We start from the raw sequence: 17,000 nt of genomic DNA on the forward strand, positions 1-17,000 counted from the left end.
GCGTCACCGTTCGCGCAGGGCCCCGGCGGGCAGGGCGATGAGGGCGGTCATGACCGTGACGAGCGCGAGCGCGGCCGTCAGCGAGGTCGCCTGTGCCACGAACCCGATGACGGGCGGGGCGATCATCCATCCGCCGTACCCGACCGTCCCGACGGCGGCCACGGCGGTGCCGGGATCCCGTCCGGGCGTACGGCCCGCGGCGCTGAAGGTCAGGGGGACGACCGTCGCCATGCCGAGCCCGAGTAGGACGAAGGCGGCGACGACCACCGGCGTGACGGGCACGAGGAGCCCCGCGGCCAGCCCGACGGCGCCGATCACGGCCGCCGCGCGGACCACGAGGGGCGCACCGAGCCGGCCCACGACACGGTCCCCGACGAGGCGGGCGGCGGCCATGGACAGGGAGAACCCCGCGTAGCCCCACGCGGCGACGCCGGGCGTGGCGTGCGCGGCCGTGCGGAGGTACACCGCGCTCCAGTCGGCCGCGGCGGCCTCCCCGAACAGGCTGCAGAAGGTGATGACGCCGAGGACGAGCAGGGCGCGGTCCGGCCGGGCGAAGACCTTCCCGGCCGCCGTCGGCGGCGCGGGCGTGAGGCGCGTGCCGCACAGGACGCCGACCACCGCGATGACCACGCCGACGGTCAGGAGGTGCCCCGGTGCCGCGACGCCCGCCCGCGCGACCAGCCCGGCGCTCGCCGAGCCGATGAGGCCGCCGACGCTCCACAGGCCGTGCAGGCCCGACATGATCGACCGGCCGTAGCGGTTCTGGACCGTGACACCCTGGGCGTTCATCGCCACGTCGAGGATGCCGCCGGCGGCGCCGGACAGGAACAGCGCGACGAAGATCACCGGCAGGGTCGGCGCGAAGGCGGGGAGCGGCAGGGCGGCCGCGACGGCGAGCGTCATGACGCGGGTCAGGGTGCGGCTGTCGACGCGCGCGCTCAGCCACGCGGCGATCGGCATCCCCGAGAGTCCGCCGATCGCCGCGCCCATCAGCGCCAGCCCCAGGCCGGCGGAGGACAGGTGCCGGGCCTCCTTGACCCAGGGGATGCGGGCGGCCCAGCTGCCCGCCGCGATGCCGTGCAGGGCGAACACGCAGGCGACGGCGAGGCGGGCCAGGCGGTCCCGTTGCGTCGGACCGGCCGAGACGGACGTCGAAGACATCCCACCATGATCACCTACGCGCTCCGGCGGGCGGTACCCTCCGTCACCGGCGGTGCCGGCCGGGATCGCGGACCGGACGGCCGTCGAGGAGATGGCGCAGGCGGCTGTTGGTCCGCCCGTACAGCAGGTAGACGCCCAGCCCGAAGGCCATCCAGAGGCCGAAGTACTCCCATGTGCGCAGGCGCAGGTTGAGCATGAGCCAGCCGACGGCGGCGATGGCCAGGACGGGTGTCACGGGCACACCGGGCACGCGGAACCCGCGCGGCAGGTCCGGGCGGGCGCGCCGGAGCACCGGCACGCCGGCCGACACGAACAGGAAGGCGAAGAGCGTCCCGATCACGATCATCTGCTGGAGCGTGAGGACGCTGACCTTCCCGAACGTCCAGACGTCGACCTGGGACAGCGCGATCGCCGTGCCTCCGGTCAGGAGCGCGGCGCGGGTCGGCACCTTGTACCGGCTGCTGACCACGGCGAGCGGCGCTGGCAGCAGGCCGTCGCGTGCCATCGCGAAGAGCACGCGGGTCTGGGCGACCATGACGACGAGGATGACGGTGGCCAGGCCGATGACCGCCCCCACGTCGATGACCAGGCCCATCCCGTCCGACCCGACGGCGGTGAACGCGTCGGCCAGTGGCGTCGCCGGGTTCAGCCGGGCGTACGGGACCATGCCCACCATCGCGACCGCGACGCCGATGTAGAGGGCGATCGCGATGAGGAGGCTGACGATCATCCCGGCCGGCACCCGGCGGGGGGCGTCCCGGGTCTCCTCCGCGGCCGTGGCGATGAGGTCGAAGCCGAGGTACGCGAAGGCGATCGCGGAGGTGGCGGCGAAGATGCCGAACAGGCCGAACGCGTGCGGCGCGCCGCCTGTGACCAGGTCCAGGACGGTCCGGTCGCCGTCGGGGGCGGGCAGGGGCCGGGCGGGCGGCACGAACGGCCTGAGGTTGGCGGGATGGAAGAACAGGAGCCCGCCGGAGATCACCAGGCCGATCGCGATGACCTTCGCCAGCACCATGAACCACAGGGTGTAGAGGCTGAGCCGCGCGCCGCTGGCGACCACCAGCGTCAGCACCGCGAGGAGCAGCAGGGAGAACAGGTCGAACCCCGTCTCGTGCCCTACGACGCCCGCGATCGCCGAGGGGACGTGGACGGCGGAGACGCCGGACAGCGTGCGGACGTCGCCGATCAGCCGGGTCGCGTACAGGGACCAGGCCCGGCCGACGACGGCGGCGGTGAGCTGGAGCTCCAGAAGGAGCGCCCAGCCGATCACCCAGGCCCAGATCTCGCCGAAGGCGACGTAGGCGAACGAGTAGGCGCTGCCCGCGACCGGCATCGTGGACGACAGCTCGGCGTAGGAGAGCGCGGACAGCAGGCAGGCGAGGCCCGCGATGACGAAGGAGACGATGACGGCGGGGCCCGCCGTCGTCGCGGCCTGCTCGCCGGCGACCCGGAAGATGCCGGCGCCCACCATCACGCCGAGGCCCAGCACGATCAGGTCGCGCGTCTTGTAGATGAGGGACAGCCGGTGGCGGCCGCCGTAGTGCGGGCCGACGATCTCCTCGACCGGCAGCCGGCGGAGCACGTTGTTGCGGAACGGTGCCTGGACGCTCAACTCGTGTCGTCCCCCCAAAAGGTGTCTCGGCCGGTCGAGCCCCCACCGCCTATGGGTTCTAGGGCACCCAAGGATGTCCGAGTTAATGGTGGATAACAAGGTCACGACCGCTAAATGGGTTTTCGGAGATACGCGACACTTCGGCCGTGTCCGGCCGATCTCCTGGAACCCGGAGCGGCCGGGTGGCATGGTGGGGGCAAGCGTTCCCAGCGTTCACCGTGGGTCAGGAGAACCGCATGCGCCGCAGACACGCCGTCATCGGGCTCGCCGCCCTCGCCCTGGCGACCCTCACCGTGCCGGCCCAGGCGCGGAGCCTGCCCGGCCACCCCCCGGCCGTCGCTCCGCCCCAGGGCAAGCAGGCGGTCGCGGTCGGATACGGCGGCGCGGTGTCGAGCGTCGACCTGGACGCCACCCGCGCCGGCATCGAGGTGCTGCGGAACGGCGGCAACGCGGTGGACGCGGCCGTCGCCGTCGCCGCCACCCTCGGCGTGACCGAGCCGTACGTCGCCGCGATCGGCGGCGGCGGCTTCTTCACGTACTACGACGCGCGGACGCACAAGGTCTCCACCATCGACGGCCGCGAGACCGGCCCGGCGCGGATGACCAAGGACATCTTCATCGACCCGAAGACCGGCAAGCCGCTGTCGTTCGACGAGGCGGTGACGAGCGGCCTGTCGATCGGCGTCCCCGGCACGCTGGCGACGTGGGACAAGGCGCTGCGCGACTTCGGCACCCGCCGCCTCGGCACGCTCCTCCAGCCGGCGATCAGGGTGGCCGAGCACGGCTTCACCGTGGACCAGGAGTTCTACGACCAGACCGCGGTCAACGCCGACCGGTTCAAGGACATCGTGCCGACGCGCGAGCTGTTCCTGCCGGGCGGCCGGCCGCCCGCCGTCGGATCGACGTTCCGCAACCCCGACCTGGCCGACACCTACCGGCAGATCGCCCGGCGCGGCCTCGGCTGGTTCTACGGCGGCGGGCTCGGCGCCGAGATCGCCCAGACGGTGCGCAAGCCGCCCGTCGACCCGAAGGCCACCCGGAACGTACGGCCCGGCGTCATGCAGACCTCGGACCTCGCCGGCTACCACGCCGTGGGCCGCGCCCCCACCCACGTGAACTACCGGGGGCTGGACGTCTACGGCATGGCTCCGCCCTCCTCAGGCGGCTCCACCGTGGGCGAGGCGCTGAACATCATGAAGAACTTCCACTTCAGCGACCCCGTCCAGGCGCTGCACACCTACCTGGAGGCGTCCCGGCTCGCCTACGCCGACCGGAACGCCTACGTCGGTGACCCCGCGTACGTCGACGTGCCGCTGAAGACGCTGCTGTCCGACGGGTTCGCGAGTTCCCGTGCGTGCCTCATCAAGCCGGACCAGGCGGCCACGAGCCCGGTGCCGCCGGGCGACCTGAAGGCCCACGGCTGCGCGGCCCCGCAGGGCAAGGCCCAGAACCTCCCGTACGAGGGGCCGCAGACGACGCACCTGGTGACCGCGGACCGCTGGGGCAACGTCGTCTCGTACACCCTGACGATCGAGCAGTTCGGCGGCAGCGGGATCACCGTGCCGCACCGCGGGTTCCTGCTCAACAACGAGATGACGGACTTCGACTTCACGTCCTCGACCCCGGCGGGCTACCCCGACCCGAACCTGCCCGCGGCGGGCAAGCGGCCGCGCAGCAGCATGGCGCCCACGATCGTGCTGCGGAACGGACGGCCGTACCTCGCCGTCGGCTCCCCGGGCGGCTCCACCATCATCACCACGGTCCTGCAGATCCTGCTGAACCGCGTGGACCTCGGCATGACGCTGCCGCAGGCGGTGGCGGCGCCGCGCGCCACCCAGCGCAACACGCCGCAGACGTTCGCCGAGCAGGCGTTCATCGACCGGTACGGCGCGGCGCTCAAGGCCAAGGGGCAGGACCTCGCGCTGTTCCCCGGGCCGCCGGCGGGCGTGATCGGCGCGGCGGCCGGCCTGGAGTTCCTCGGCGGCGGCGTGCTCCAGGCCGTCGCCGAGCCGGTCCGCCGGGGCGGTGGCAGCGCGATGGTGGTCCATCCCAAATGATTACGTGATCGCTGGGCGAGGCCGACGCACGTCAGGGCTACCATCGAGCAGGGGAGGGAGTCGCCCATGGCCGAGGCGTACGTCCAGGTGACGACGACCACCGACTCGCGTCATGAGGCGGCCGAGATCGCCCGGTCCGCGGTCGCCGAGCGCCTCGCCGCGGCCGCCCAGCTCGTCGGCCCCATCGCCAGCACCTACTGGTGGGAGGGCGAGATCGAGTCGGCCGAGGAGTGGATGGTGGTCTTCAAGACCACCGCCGAGCGCTTCGAGGCCCTCGCCGGCCGGATCGCCGAGCAGCACTCCTACGACACCCCGGAGATCATCGCGACCCCCGTCGTCGCGGGGAGCGGCGACTACCTCGCCTGGGTCCGCGAGCAGACCACGATCTGAGGACACGCCAGGTGTGATCTGTCCGTAATTGGGCAATAATCACTCACTTGCGCCGTGGCGTCTCCCCACGCCCGTGCTCCGGTCCGGTCTCTCAAGGCGGTGACGGATGAGCGAGGATTACGGGCTGTTCGGCCCCGGATCCGTGACGTGGAAGGTGATGGGGGAGCCCGTCCTGATCATCGGGGGCTTCCGCGCGCTCATCCTGCAGGCGCTGCACCCGCCGTCCATGTGGGGCACGGCGCAGAACTCCGAGCTCATGGACCCGCACGCGGCCTGGAGCCGGCTCGGCCGCACGATCGAGTTCGTGCGTGTCCGGACGTACGGCACGCTGGACGAGGTCGAGCGGGCCGGCCGCCGGGTCCGCCGGATCCACTCGCGGCTGACCGGTTTCCACCCCTACACCGGCGAGATCTTCCGCGTCGACGAGCCCGAGAACCTGCTGTGGGTGCACATGGGGGAGGTCGACTCCTACCTCGACATCGCGCGGCGCTCCGGAGTCCCCCTGACGCCGGAGGAGGCCGACGCGTTCGTCGACGAACAGCGCCGCGCCGGCGCGGTCGTCGGGCTCGACCCCGCCGACATCCCGGCCTCGGTGGCCGAGATGCGGGACTACTACGCGGAGATCCGCCCGAAGCTCTTCGCGTGCAAGGAGGCCAGGCAGGGCCTGCGGCGCCTGTACAACCCGACGGTTCCGCGCCGGATGCTGCCGCTCAAGCTCGCCGCCCCGAGCATCGCGACGCTCGTCGTGGCGACGCTGCCGCGCTGGGCGCGTCGCATGTACGGCCTGCCGGCCACGCCGCTGGAGGACCTGTGGGCCACGACCACGCTGAAGGCGCTGTACCAGGGCACCCGCGTCGTCCCCGAGCAGTGGCGCTACTCGCCCGACGCCCGCCGCGCCCGGCGCCTGACCCGCGAGGCGGGCCCGGACCTGGCCGCCGTGTCCTGACCCGGCGGGAGGGGACCGGGCCGTCCGGTCAGAGGAAGGCGCGCAGGGCGGCGATGAACTCCGCGGGCCTCGTCTCGTGCACGGCGTGCCCGCGTCGACGGTGAGCAGACCTCGGCGGGTCGGCCGGAACGGGCGGCGGAGACTCCTCGAGCACGAGTTCGCGCACCCGGTAGGCGAGGCGTACGTCGCCGAGGCCGGCGAATTGGAGATCGTTCACGCGCCCCGAACCTAACGGGCGGGGACGTTCCAGGAGCCGATGACGGGACGGTCGTGCTCGGTGCCGAGGGCGGAGACGGTGCCGGTGTCGAGGCGGAACAGGCGGCCGTCCTCCGGCGGCAGGCCCAGCCACCGTGCGGTGAGCACGCGGAGCACGTGCCCGTGCGCGACGAGCGCCACGTCGCCCGTGGCGAGGTGCGGCCGGACGCGCTCGATCACCGCATCGGTCCGCGCGCCGACCTGCCCGGCGGTCTCGCCCTCGGGTACGCCGTCGCTCCACAGGTACCAGTCGGGCCGGTCCTGGTGGATGTCCGGTGTCGTGCGCCCCTCGTACGCGCCGTAGTCCCACTCCCAGAGGCGGTCGTCGACCTCGGTGACGGTCAGTCCGGCCAGTTCGGCCGTCCGGCGGGCGCGTCGCGCGGGGCTGGTCAGGGTGAACGCGATGTCGCGGGCGGCGATCAGCGGGGCGAGCGCCTTGGCCTGCTCCTCGCCGCGCGAGGTCAGGGGGAGGTCCGTACGGCCGGTGTGCCTGCCCGTCCGGCTCCATTCGGTCTCACCATGACGCAGCAGTATCAATTCCCCCATGAGGGCACAATACGGGAGACCTGTGGAACGCTCCCCACCGCCCCGCGGGCGGGGGGAGCGTTACGGGCGGCTCAGGCGAGGACGTCGTCCAGCGCGGTCACCTGGAGGCCGTGCGCCTCGGCCACCGGCTCGCTGACCAGGGCGCCGTCGTGGGTGCTGAGGCCGAGCGCCAGGGCGCGGTCGTCGCGCAGCGCGGCGCGCCAGCCCTTGTCGGCGAGCGCGACGGCGTACGGCAGCGTCACGTTCGTCAGCGCGTACGTCGAGGTGTTCGGCACCGAGCCGGGCATGTTGGCGACGCAGTAGAAGACCGACTCGTGCACCTTGTAGGTCGGGTCCGCGTGCGTCGTCGGGTGAGAGTCCTCGAAGCAGCCGCCCTGGTCGATGGCGATGTCCACGAGCACCGAGCCCGGCTTCATCCGGGCCACCAGGTCGTTGGAGACCAGCGTCGGGGCCTTGGCGCCGGGGATCAGCACCGCGCCGATGACCAGGTCGGCGCCGAGCACCTCGCGCTCGATCGCGTACGCGCTGGACACCAGCGTCTTCAGCCGACCCTGGTAGATGGCGTCGATGTACCGGAGCCGGTCGACGTTGACGTCCATCACCGTGACGTCCGCGCCCATCCCGACGGCGATCTGCGCGGCGTTCAGGCCGGAGACACCGCCGCCGACCACGACCACCTTGGCCGGGGCGACGCCGGGCACGCCGCCCGGGAGGACGCCGCGGCCGCCGTTGAAGCGCATCAGGTTGTACGCGCCCACCTGCGGGGCGAGCCGTCCGGCGACCTCCGACATCGGGGCCAGCAGCGGCAGGGACCGGTTCGGCAGCTGCACGGTCTCGTACGCGATCGAGGTGACGCCGTTCTCCAGGAGCGCGTCCGTGCACGGGCGGGACGCCGCCAGGTGCAGGTAGGTGAAGAGCGTCTGGCCCTTCCGCATCCGCGGGTACTCCTCGGCGATCGGCTCCTTCACCTTCAGGATCAGGTCACCGGCCGCCCACACGTCGTCGGCGCTCTCCAGGATCTTGGCCCCGGCGCCGATGTAGTCCTCGTCGGGGATGGACGAGCCCGCGCCGGCGCCACGCTCGATCAGGACATCGTGGCCGTGCCGGACCAGCTCATGCACGCCCGCGGGCGTGATGGCCACACGGTATTCATGGTTCTTGATCTCGCGGGGTACGCCGACCTTCACGTTTCCTCCTCATGGTGCTTCCACCCCAAGGGTGGCCGTGAAAGGCCCACAGTGACCGGCGCAACATGTATCCGCATCGGCAAGCTTGCTGACATCATGTCAGCAGGTCGCGGGGCCTTCCCGGTGGCGGGCGAACACCGCGTCCAGATCGGGGCTGTCCGTGGCGAGGACCAGCACCTCGTCCCCCGCCCGCATCAGCGTGTCCCCGCGCACCGGCACCAGGCGCCCGTCCCGGATCACGAAGCTGATCCAGACGTCCTCACCGCACGGCAGGTCGTCCACGCTCATCCCGTCGGCGGGCGAACCCGCCTGCACCTGGTAGCGGTGCAGGCCCTCGGGCTCCTCCTGGAACCGCACCCCCAGGCTCCACGGCTCGGGCTCGACGACGCGCAGCGGGATCCTGAGGCGGCGGGCCAGACCCGGCACCGAGCCGCCCTGCACGATCACCGAGAACGCCACGACCACGAAGATGATCTCGTACGCGCGCCGGGCCCCGGGCAGGCCCTCCTGCAGGATGAACAGGCCGAGGAGGATCGGCACCGCCCCCTTGAGCCCGGTCCACAGTACGAAGATCCGCTCGTTGCGCCGCAGGCGCACCGGCCACAGCAGCAGCCCCACGAACAGCGGGCGGATGACGAAGGCCAGCGCCACCGCGAGGACCAGGCCGATCCACCACGCGCCGCCGTCGCCCAGGCCCCGCAGGCTGATCGTGAGACCGAGCATGGTGAACGCGACGATCTCCGCGAGGCTCGCCAGCGAGGAATGGAACCGCTCGATCTCCCGCTTGTACGGCGCGCGTTCGTCGCCGAGCACGATGCCGGCGACGAGGACGGCGAGGAAGCCGGAGCCGTGCGCGACCGTCGCCAGCCCGTACACCGCCAGCGCTCCGAACAGGACCCGCAGCGCGTACAGGCCCTCACTGGGCAGTGGGACGCGCCGCATGAAGGCCAGCAGGAGCATTCCTCCGGCGACGCCGATGACGCCGCCGATGGCCATCTGCTCGACGAACACGACGGTGACGTGCCCGATCGCCGACGCGCCGCCGCCCGTGGCGCCCAGTACGGCGACGAGGAGGGCGATGCCGACGGGGTCGTTGGCCCCGGACTCGCCCTCCAGGAGCGTCCCGGTGCGCCCGGCGATCTCCCGGCGGCCCAGGACGGAGAACACCACGGCCGGGTCGGTGGGTGAGAGGGCGGTGCCGAGCAGCATCGCGAGGCGCCAGTCGATGCCGAGCCCGTAGTGGGCGAGCAGGGTGACCGCCGCGCCGGTGACGAGCGTTCCGGCGACGCCGATCCAGATCGTCGCGCCGGCCGCGGACCGGAACCTCCGCCGGCCGATGTGCATCCCGCCGTCGAACAGGATCACCGCGAGCGCCACGGTGACGACCTTCTGGATCGTCGGGATCGAGACCGCGCCGAGACGGGGCCACAGGTCCGAGGCGACCGCCGCGCACAGCAGGAAGATGGCCGGCGCGGGGATCCGCGTGCGCTCGCTGAAGCGGTTGGACAGCACCGCCACGGTGCCCACGAGCGCGATCAGCAGGATCGCCAGCCCGAAACTCTCGACGCCTGACACGGCCACTGCCTCTCTAAGGGGACGACGAAGACAGAGCCGACCAGACTTCCCGGCACACCTGAGGTCCTACGTTATCGATACGCGCCGCACCAGGTGACCACGCGCCGCGAGGTCCGCGCGCCCGCCGCGCTCCTCGAGACGGGCGGCGATCGCGTACCGGTGCTCGACCTCCTTGTTGCCGCCGTACTTGAATTTGGCGCGGACGTCGGTGACGGTGAGCTCGATGCCGCGGATGCCGGGCAGCTGCCGCCGGTCCGGGTCGTCCTCGGCGGACACCGGCAGCCGGCCGGAGCCTGGTTCGAAGTGGCCGAGCTGGCGGTTCAGCAGCTCGGCCTTCTCCGCCGGGTCGTCGACGATCCGCACGTCGCAGGCGAGCTGCACGGTCGCGTAGTACGACGTCGGCACGCCGCGGCCGTCCGGCGTCGACGCGCCGGCGTTCCACTCCGACCGTACGTAGGTGTAGTCGTCGACGACGGTGAGCAGCGCACGGGGGTTCTCCTCCAGGGCCGCCCAGACCGGGTTGGGCCGGGCCAGGTGGAGCCACGCGGTCCGTACGCCGTCGAACGTGAAGTGGGTGGGCACGACGATCGGCACGTCGCGCCCGCGCCCCGCGGCGATGAGCTGACCGAAGTCGTGCTCGCCGAGCCAGGCGCGCCACTCGTCCTCGTCGGCCGCGTCCCAGGGATGGATGAGCATGGCTCCACCTCGCTCTGTCAGGAGATGCCGAATGTCCGCGTCAGGAGATGCCGAAGATCTTTTCGATGACGGTGATGCCGAAGTAGGCGACGAAGACCACCGAGATCAGCCACAGCAGCCAGCCGGCCCACCGGCCGCGGGCGGTCTGGATCACGGTGTAGGCGATGACGCCCGCGCCGACGCCGTTGGTGATCGAGTAGGTGAAGGGCATCACCACGATCGCGAGGAACGCCGGGATCGCGATGTCCAGGTCGGACCAGGCGATCTTGGCGACCTGGGTCATCATCAGCGCGCCGACGATCACCAGCGCGGGCGCGGCCGCCTGCGCGGGCACGACGGCCGCGATCGGGGTGAGGAACAGCGTCAGCGCGAAGAGGATGCCGGTGACGATGTTGGCCAGCCCGGTCCGGGCGCCCTCGCCGATCCCCGCGGCCGACTCGACGAACACGGTCCCCGCGGAGGAGCTGGTGAGCCCGCCGGTGATCGCGGCCAGGCCGTCCACGGCGAGGATGCGGCCCAGCTTGGGAACCCGTCCCTCCTCGTCGAGCAGTCCGGCCTCCTCGGTCAGGCCGAGGATCGTGCCCATCGCGTCGAAGAAGCCGCTCAGCACGAGGGTGAACAGCAGGACCAGCGCCGTCAGCACGCCGGCCCTGCCGAAGCCGCCGAACAGATCGACCTTGCCGATCAGCCCGAAGTCCGGGGTCGAGACGAGCTTGGAGGGCAGCTTCGGCACGACCGTGCCCCACGCCTTGGCCGCGATCGTGGCGTTGCTGTTGAGGATCACCGCCAGCACCGTCGCCACGGCGATGCTCAGCAGGATGGCCCCGGGGACTCGGCGGACGTACAGCACGATCATCAGCAGCAGGCCGATGACGAACACGAGCACGGGCCAGCCCGCCAGGTGGCCGCCCGTGCCGAGGTTCAGCGGCGTGCCGTCGCCCGGGCTGACGAAGCCGGAGTCGACCATGCCGATCAGCGCGATGAAGGCGCCGATGCCCGCGGCGATGGCGTGTTTGATGGCCAGCGGGATGGCGTTCATGATGCGTTCGCGCAGCCCGGTGACGGCCAGGATGACGATGATGACGCCCTCGAGCACCACGAGGCCCATGGCCTGGGGCCAGGTCATGTGCGGTGCGGCCTGGAAGGCGATGACCGCGTTGATGCCCAGGCCGGACGCCAGGGCCAGCGGCGCGTTGCCGACCAGGCCCATGATGATGGTGGAGATCGCCGCCGCCAGCGCGGTCATCGTCGTGAGCTGGGAGATCGACAGCTTCGCGCCGGTGACGTCCGTGGCCCCGCCGAGGATGATGGGGTTCAGCAGGATGATGTAGGCCATCGCGACGAACGTCGTGACGCCGCCGCGTACCTCGCGCGCGACCGTGCTCCGGCGCGCGGTCAGGTCGAAGAAGCGGTCGAGGGGACCTCCGGAGCGGTCGAGGGGACCTCCGGCCTCCAGCCGCGTCGTCATTCGGGGGCTCCGTTTCGCAGGACTGGGCGTACGGCCTCCGACGAATCGATCGGGCGAGGGGATCGTCAGGGTCTCGGGCCGTAAGGGGGACGGGGGAAGACTAGCCGCCCAGGCGGTGTTCCGGGCCACCCGGTATCGATGTAACACATCGGTCGTACGCAGGTGACATGCCCGTCGCACAGGGGACGGCGGCGCGGCGGGCGTCCCGTGCCGGCGGTGCAGGGGTGTGGTCTCGGGATGGATGGGTATTGGGGTGAATCGCGCTCGCGCTTTGCGGAGATCGGCCGTGAAGCGCGCGTCCGCGCGCGGCGATCCGGGCGCGGTCGGCGCCACAGGTTTCGAAGTCCGTAAAAAGGTCTTCTGTAAGAAGACGGAGAAAACTATCCTTTCTGGTACAAGTATTGTCAGCGACGGGGGACGGCCGGCATGGGGGCGGCCGGTTCGCCGCTGATGAGAGGCGTGATCGTTGAACTGTCCTGGTTCACGGGGGAACCGCACCCGCGTCGAAGGCCGTGCCGTACGGCCCTTCGTGAGCCGCGACCCGGAGTCGACCACTCCTCCTGATTCTCTGTTGATTGTTTCGGTAAAAGTGGGTCAATGTGGACAGTCACCAATCGCTCGGGCAACGCATCCGCTGGGCACGGATGCGTAAGGGTCTTTCGCAGGCGCAACTGGCGCTCCCCGAGCTGTCCGACAGCTACGTCTCCCTGATCGAGAGCGGCAAGCGCACCCCCACCCCGGAGGTCGTACGGCTCCTGGCCCGCAAGCTCGGCTGCTCGGCGTCCTACCTGTCCAGCGGCATCGACGAGGCCACGCAGGACCGGCTGCAGACGACGCTCGACGAGGCGGAGTCCGCGCTACGGGGCGGCCGGGCGGCGGAGGCGCGGGACCGCTTCGCGGAACTGCTGGCCGATCCGGCGCTGACCAGTCTCCCCGAGCCGGCGCGCCGCGCGCACTGGGGCCACGCCCTCGCCCTCGAGGCGGCCGGCGCCATTGAGGAGGCGCTGCGCGAGTTCGCCGCCCTCGGATCGACGCTGTCACCGGAGTACGACACCGACGAGTGGATCCGGGTCAACGTCGCCGCCGCCCGCTGCCACCTGGACAACGGGAACCTGGCGGAGAGCGCGGCCGTGGCCGAGCGCGCGTTCGCGCGGGTCACCGCGAAACAGGGGCCGTGGAGCGACGAGACGGTCAAGCTCGGCGCCACGCTCGTCGGCGTCTACCTGGAACGGGGCGACCTCGTCAGCGCCCGGCAGCTGACCGAGAGGCTGGTGGAGCACGCCGAGGCGACGAGCAGCCCGGTCGCCCGGATCGCCGCCTACTGGGAGGCCGCCCTGGTGGCCCAGCACAAGGCGGACTTCGACGCGGCCGTGACGTACGGGGAACGGGCGCTGGCCCTCTTGGGCGAGGTGGCCGACCTGCGCGACGCCAGCCGGCTGCGGGGGGAGTACGCCACCCTGATGCTGCTGGCCCGGCCGCAGGACGCGCGACGCGCCCGCGACGAGCTCGAACGCGCCCTCCACGAGCGCACCGCGACGGGGGCGGCCGACGTCGACATCGCCTGGTGCCTGACCGAGCTCTCCCGCGCGGAGCTGGCGGTGGGCGAGCCGCAGCGAGCAGCCGACCGGGCCCACGAGGCGCTGGAGCTGCTCGGCGACGAGCCCCGGCCGGCCACCGCCGGAGCCCTCATCGCGCTCGCCGAGGCGACCCTGCGGCTGGGCCGTACGGAGGAGGCCACGGCGACACTGGACCGTGCGATGACGTGCCTCCGGGGCATCGGCCCCTCACGCGAGGCGGCGCAGGGCTGGTTCCGGCTCGCCGAGCTGCTGTCGGACGCCGGCTCCCCGCAGCAGCGGGCCGACGCGTACCGGCAGGCGCTGGCCTGCGCGGGCCTTTGAGGTACCGGCAGGCGGCGGCCTGCGGGGGCCTTTGAGGTACCGGCAGGCGGCGGCCTGCGGGGGCCTTTGAGGTACCGGCAGGCGGCGGCCTGCGGGGGCCTTTGAGGTACCGGCAGGCGCCGGCCTGCGCGGGCCTCTGCGGTACCGGCAGGCACTGACCTGCGCGGGCCGCTGAGAGCGGACGGCCGTCCCGCCCCCTATGCCGGTCCGTATCTCCGCGACGCCCTACGGTGAATAAGCTGAGGGGGTCCGGGGAGCGATCCCGGCGAGCGGGCGGGCGGCCGAGGAGGCCGCGTGCCGGTGATGCCGTGCCGTGAGCGATCCGGGATACCTTCCGATCCGGAGAGACCACCGCCTCGCCATGATGAACATCCCGCACGCGCACCGCTCCGGTGCCGCCGCCCACGCCGGTGCGCCGAGCGCAGCCGTCCTCCTCTCGTGGTCGGTCTCCCGTGCGTAGCCACCGGCCGTACGCCGTCGCGGGGCTCGTCGGGCTCACGAGCCTCGCCGCCCTCCTGATCGCGCTGGTCGCCGGCGGCGCGGTCCGTGAGAAGGTGATCAGCGGGCTGGCCGACGCCGGCACGCTGACCCGCTGGGGCCTGCCGGTCGCCCGCCTGGCCATGGACCTCGGCGGCGCGCTGACCGTGGGGACCCTGCTGTTCGCCGTGACGATGCTGCCCTCGGCGAAGGGCGTCATGGACCCCCAGGCCGTGCGCTACATCCGCGCCACGTCCTGGATCGCCGCGATCTGGGCGGCCGGCGCCGCCGCGACTCTGCTCTTCACGGTCTCCGACGTCCTCGGCGAGCCGGTCGGCAAGGTGGCCGGCGGCAACGAGCTGTCCAGCTACGTCGGTCAGCTGCCCCAGGGCACCGCGTTGATGATCGTCGTCCTGCTGACCGCGATGATCGCCCTGCTGACCCGGACCGCGGCCACGCTCGGCAGTGCGGCGGGACTGCTCGTCGTCGCCCTCGTCGCGCTGCTGCCGCCGCCGCTCACCGGCCATTCGGCGACCTCGCCCAACCACGAACTGGCGATCAGCGGGCTGGCGATGCACGTCGTCGCGCTCGCGCCCTGGGTGGGCGGCCTGCTGGTCCTCACCTGGCACGCCGTCCACGACGGCGACCATCTCGGCGTGGCGGCGCACCGCTTCAGCCGGATGGCGCTGTGGTGCTTCATCGCGGTCGGCGTCAGCGGTGTCGCGAACGCCGTCTCCCGGCTGCCCGACCCCGCCCAGCTGGTCAGCAGCGACTACGGCCGGCTGGTCCTCGTCAAGACGGTGCTGTTCGTCCTCCTCGGCGTCGCCGGGTGGCTGCACCGGGAGCGCACGCTGCCCGCCGTCATGGCGCACAATCCCAAGGGGTACACGCGACCGCCGGTCGGCCGCCCGCCGTGGCCCCTGGTGCGCCTCCTCGCCGCCGAGGCGTTCGTGATGGCCGCCACGATGGGCGTCGCGGTCGCGCTCGCCCGAACCGCCCCTCCGGCGCCGTCCGCCGAGGAGTCGCCGATCCGCAGCCTGCTCGGCTTCGACATGCCGCCGCCGGTCACCCTCGGCCGGCTGGCGACGATGTGGCGGCCGGACCTGTTCTTCGGGGCCCTCGTCGTGGTGATGGGCGGCCTGTACCTCGCCGGGGTCACGCGGCTGCGACGGCGCGGCGACCGGTGGCCGGTGGGCCGGACCGTCTCCTGGTTCGTCGGCCTGGCCACCGTGGTCGCGGTGACGATGACCGGCGCCGCGACCTACGCGCCGGTGCTGTTCAGCGTGCACATGGTGCAGCACATGACGCTGTCCATGCTCACCCCGATCTTCCTCGTGCTGGGCGCCCCGGTGACGCTCGCGCTGCGCGCGCTGAAGCCGGCCGCCGTCCGCGGCGACCGGGGTCCGCGCGAGTGGCTCGCGGCGATCCTGAAGAGCCGGGGGGCCAAGTTCATCGGCCATCCGGCCGTCGCCACGGTCATCTTCATGGGCAGCACGTACGTGCTGTACTTCACGCCGCTGTTCGGCTACCTCATGCGCGCCCACGTCGGCCACCTGGCGATGCTCGTCCACTTCATGGCCGCGGGCAGCCTCTTCTTCTGGGTGCTCATCGGGGTCGACCCGACGCCGCGCCGGCTGCCCTACATCGCCCGGATCCTCCTGCTGTTCGTCACCATGCCGTTCCACGCCTTCTTCGGCATCGCGCTGATGGAGCTCGGCAAGCCCATCGCGGAGGGCTGGTACAACTCGCTGCACCGGTCGTGGGGGCCGTCGATCCTCGTCGACCAGCAGACCGGCGGCGGGATCGCGTGGGCGTTCGGGGAGATTCCGACGTTCATCGTCCTGCTCGCGATCGTGTTCCAGTGGTTCGTGGCGGACCAGCGCGTGGCACGCCGCCAGGAGCGCCGCGCCGACCGGGCGGCGGCGCGCAAGGAGGACGACGAGCTGGCCGACTACAACGCCTACCTGGCGTCGCTGGACAAGCGGGCGCACAGCCAGGAGTGACGGTTTCGCCGGGCGCGGGCGCGCGCCGCCGGGGGTTTCGATACGGTCAGCCGGTCCGCCTGCCGTGAGGTCGACACGGTTAGCCGGCCTGCCTGCGGGAACGTCCGTCCGTGTGTCCCGCACGATGATCACCAGGCTGCTGCTGGCGGCCCTGCTGTCGCTGGCCGCCGGTTGCGCCGAGACACGCGCCCGTCCGGCCGCCGACCTCACCGTCGGAACGCCCGTCGGGTCCGCCCGCATGCGGACGTCCCCGGTGCGGTCGGCACCCGCCTCACCCGCCCCGCCCGACCCGTTCGAGACCGGCAAGAGCTTCTCGCTGCCGATGCGGGTGATCCACAGTGGTGACGGCACCCTCCTCTTCGTCCCGGTGCGGGTCAACGGCATGGGCCCGTACGACTTCGTCCTGGACACGGGATCGTCCAACTCCTCCGTCGACCGCAGCCTCGTCCGGCGGCTGCGGCTGCCGCGCACGGGACAGGAGCACCGCGTCCAGGGGGTGACGGGCAGCGGGGTGGTTCCGATCGTCAAGATACGGCGCTGGACGATCGGCGGCGTTCCGCTGCGGGCGACGTCGCTGGCGGTGGTCGACCTCGGCATGGGCGTCGCCGGCCTGCTCGGCTCGGACGAGCTCCGCCACTTCAGCAGCGTCACCCTCGACTTCCAGCACGACCGCATCGACTTCCGGCGTTAGGTGGTGGCCGTCGTACCAGGTGGGGCGTGACCTAGCAC

The 17,000-nt window shown here is 72.2% G+C and carries 14 protein-coding genes; 6 read left to right on the plus strand and 8 right to left on the minus strand.

Features of this window, described 5'->3' with window-relative positions; all coding sequences use genetic code 11:
- Positions 1–3: 3 nt before the first annotated feature.
- Together NDW01_RS01115 and NDW01_RS01120 are read right to left on the minus strand one after the other, a co-directional pair.
- Positions 4–1,161, minus strand: coding sequence for an MFS transporter (locus NDW01_RS01115; RefSeq protein WP_252815696.1), 1,158 nt, complete (start codon positions 1,159–1,161; stop codon positions 4–6).
- A 43-nt stretch (positions 1,162–1,204) separates the two neighbouring features.
- Positions 1,205–2,773: an amino acid permease gene (locus tag NDW01_RS01120; protein ID WP_252815697.1), complete on the minus strand. Its 1,569-nt coding sequence runs from the start codon at positions 2,771–2,773 to the stop codon at positions 1,205–1,207.
- Between the two features lie 236 nt (positions 2,774–3,009).
- On the opposite strand from NDW01_RS01120, the gene ggt reads away from it, so the two are divergent.
- The 3 genes from ggt to NDW01_RS01135 all read left to right on the plus strand — a co-directional run bounded on the left by ggt (position 3,010) and on the right by NDW01_RS01135 (position 6,166).
- Complete coding sequence (gene ggt / locus NDW01_RS01125; protein WP_252815700.1) at positions 3,010–4,830, plus strand: gamma-glutamyltransferase; 1,821 nt, start codon at positions 3,010–3,012, stop codon at positions 4,828–4,830.
- A gap of 66 nt (positions 4,831–4,896) precedes the next feature.
- Entirely contained in the window at positions 4,897–5,220 is a 324-nt protein-coding gene (cutA, locus tag NDW01_RS01130; RefSeq protein ID WP_252782727.1) for a divalent-cation tolerance protein CutA, read from the plus strand.
- Between the two features lie 106 nt (positions 5,221–5,326).
- Complete coding sequence (locus tag NDW01_RS01135) at positions 5,327–6,166, plus strand: oxygenase MpaB family protein (RefSeq protein ID WP_252815702.1); 840 nt, start codon at positions 5,327–5,329, stop codon at positions 6,164–6,166.
- A gap of 28 nt (positions 6,167–6,194) precedes the next feature.
- On the opposite strand, the gene NDW01_RS01140 is transcribed toward NDW01_RS01135, so the two are convergent.
- The 6 genes from NDW01_RS01140 to NDW01_RS01165 form a co-directional block, all read right to left on the minus strand.
- A complete protein-coding gene (locus NDW01_RS01140; RefSeq protein WP_252815703.1) occupies positions 6,195–6,383 on the minus strand; it encodes a hypothetical protein in 189 nt (62 codons plus the stop codon).
- A gap of 11 nt (positions 6,384–6,394) precedes the next feature.
- Positions 6,395–6,967, minus strand: coding sequence for a histidine phosphatase family protein (locus NDW01_RS01145; RefSeq protein ID WP_252815705.1), 573 nt, complete (start codon positions 6,965–6,967; stop codon positions 6,395–6,397).
- Between the two features lie 71 nt (positions 6,968–7,038).
- A complete protein-coding gene (gene ald / locus NDW01_RS01150) occupies positions 7,039–8,154 on the minus strand; it encodes an alanine dehydrogenase (RefSeq protein WP_252815707.1) in 1,116 nt (371 codons plus the stop codon).
- A gap of 99 nt (positions 8,155–8,253) precedes the next feature.
- Positions 8,254–9,729: a potassium/proton antiporter gene (locus tag NDW01_RS01155; protein ID WP_252815709.1), complete on the minus strand. Its 1,476-nt coding sequence runs from the start codon at positions 9,727–9,729 to the stop codon at positions 8,254–8,256.
- 66 nt (positions 9,730–9,795) lie between these two features.
- Positions 9,796–10,425, minus strand: a complete 630-nt coding sequence (locus NDW01_RS01160) for an FMN-binding negative transcriptional regulator (RefSeq protein WP_252815711.1) — start codon at positions 10,423–10,425, stop codon at positions 9,796–9,798.
- Positions 10,426–10,465: 40 nt separating this feature from the next.
- A complete protein-coding gene (locus tag NDW01_RS01165; protein ID WP_252815713.1) occupies positions 10,466–11,893 on the minus strand; it encodes an NCS2 family permease in 1,428 nt (475 codons plus the stop codon).
- Between the two features lie 599 nt (positions 11,894–12,492).
- On the opposite strand from NDW01_RS01165, the gene NDW01_RS01170 reads away from it, so the two are divergent.
- The 3 genes from NDW01_RS01170 (at position 12,493) to NDW01_RS43645 (ending at position 16,962) form a co-directional block, all read left to right on the plus strand.
- On the plus strand, positions 12,493–13,791 hold the full coding sequence (locus tag NDW01_RS01170) for a helix-turn-helix domain-containing protein (RefSeq protein ID WP_308211611.1): 1,299 nt from the start codon (positions 12,493–12,495) through the stop codon (positions 13,789–13,791).
- Between the two features lie 452 nt (positions 13,792–14,243).
- Entirely contained in the window at positions 14,244–16,271 is a 2,028-nt protein-coding gene (locus NDW01_RS01175) for a cytochrome c oxidase assembly protein (RefSeq protein WP_252815717.1), read from the plus strand.
- A 112-nt stretch (positions 16,272–16,383) separates the two neighbouring features.
- The gene (locus NDW01_RS43645; RefSeq protein WP_252815720.1) at positions 16,384–16,962 is read left to right on the plus strand and encodes a retropepsin-like aspartic protease; all 579 of its coding nucleotides are present in this window, start codon (positions 16,384–16,386) and stop codon (positions 16,960–16,962) included.
- Positions 16,963–17,000: the final 38 nt, after the last annotated feature.

The sequence above is a fragment of the Actinoallomurus soli genome (assembly GCF_024055715.1).
Lineage (GTDB): Bacteria > Actinomycetota > Actinomycetes > Streptosporangiales > Streptosporangiaceae > Actinoallomurus > Actinoallomurus soli.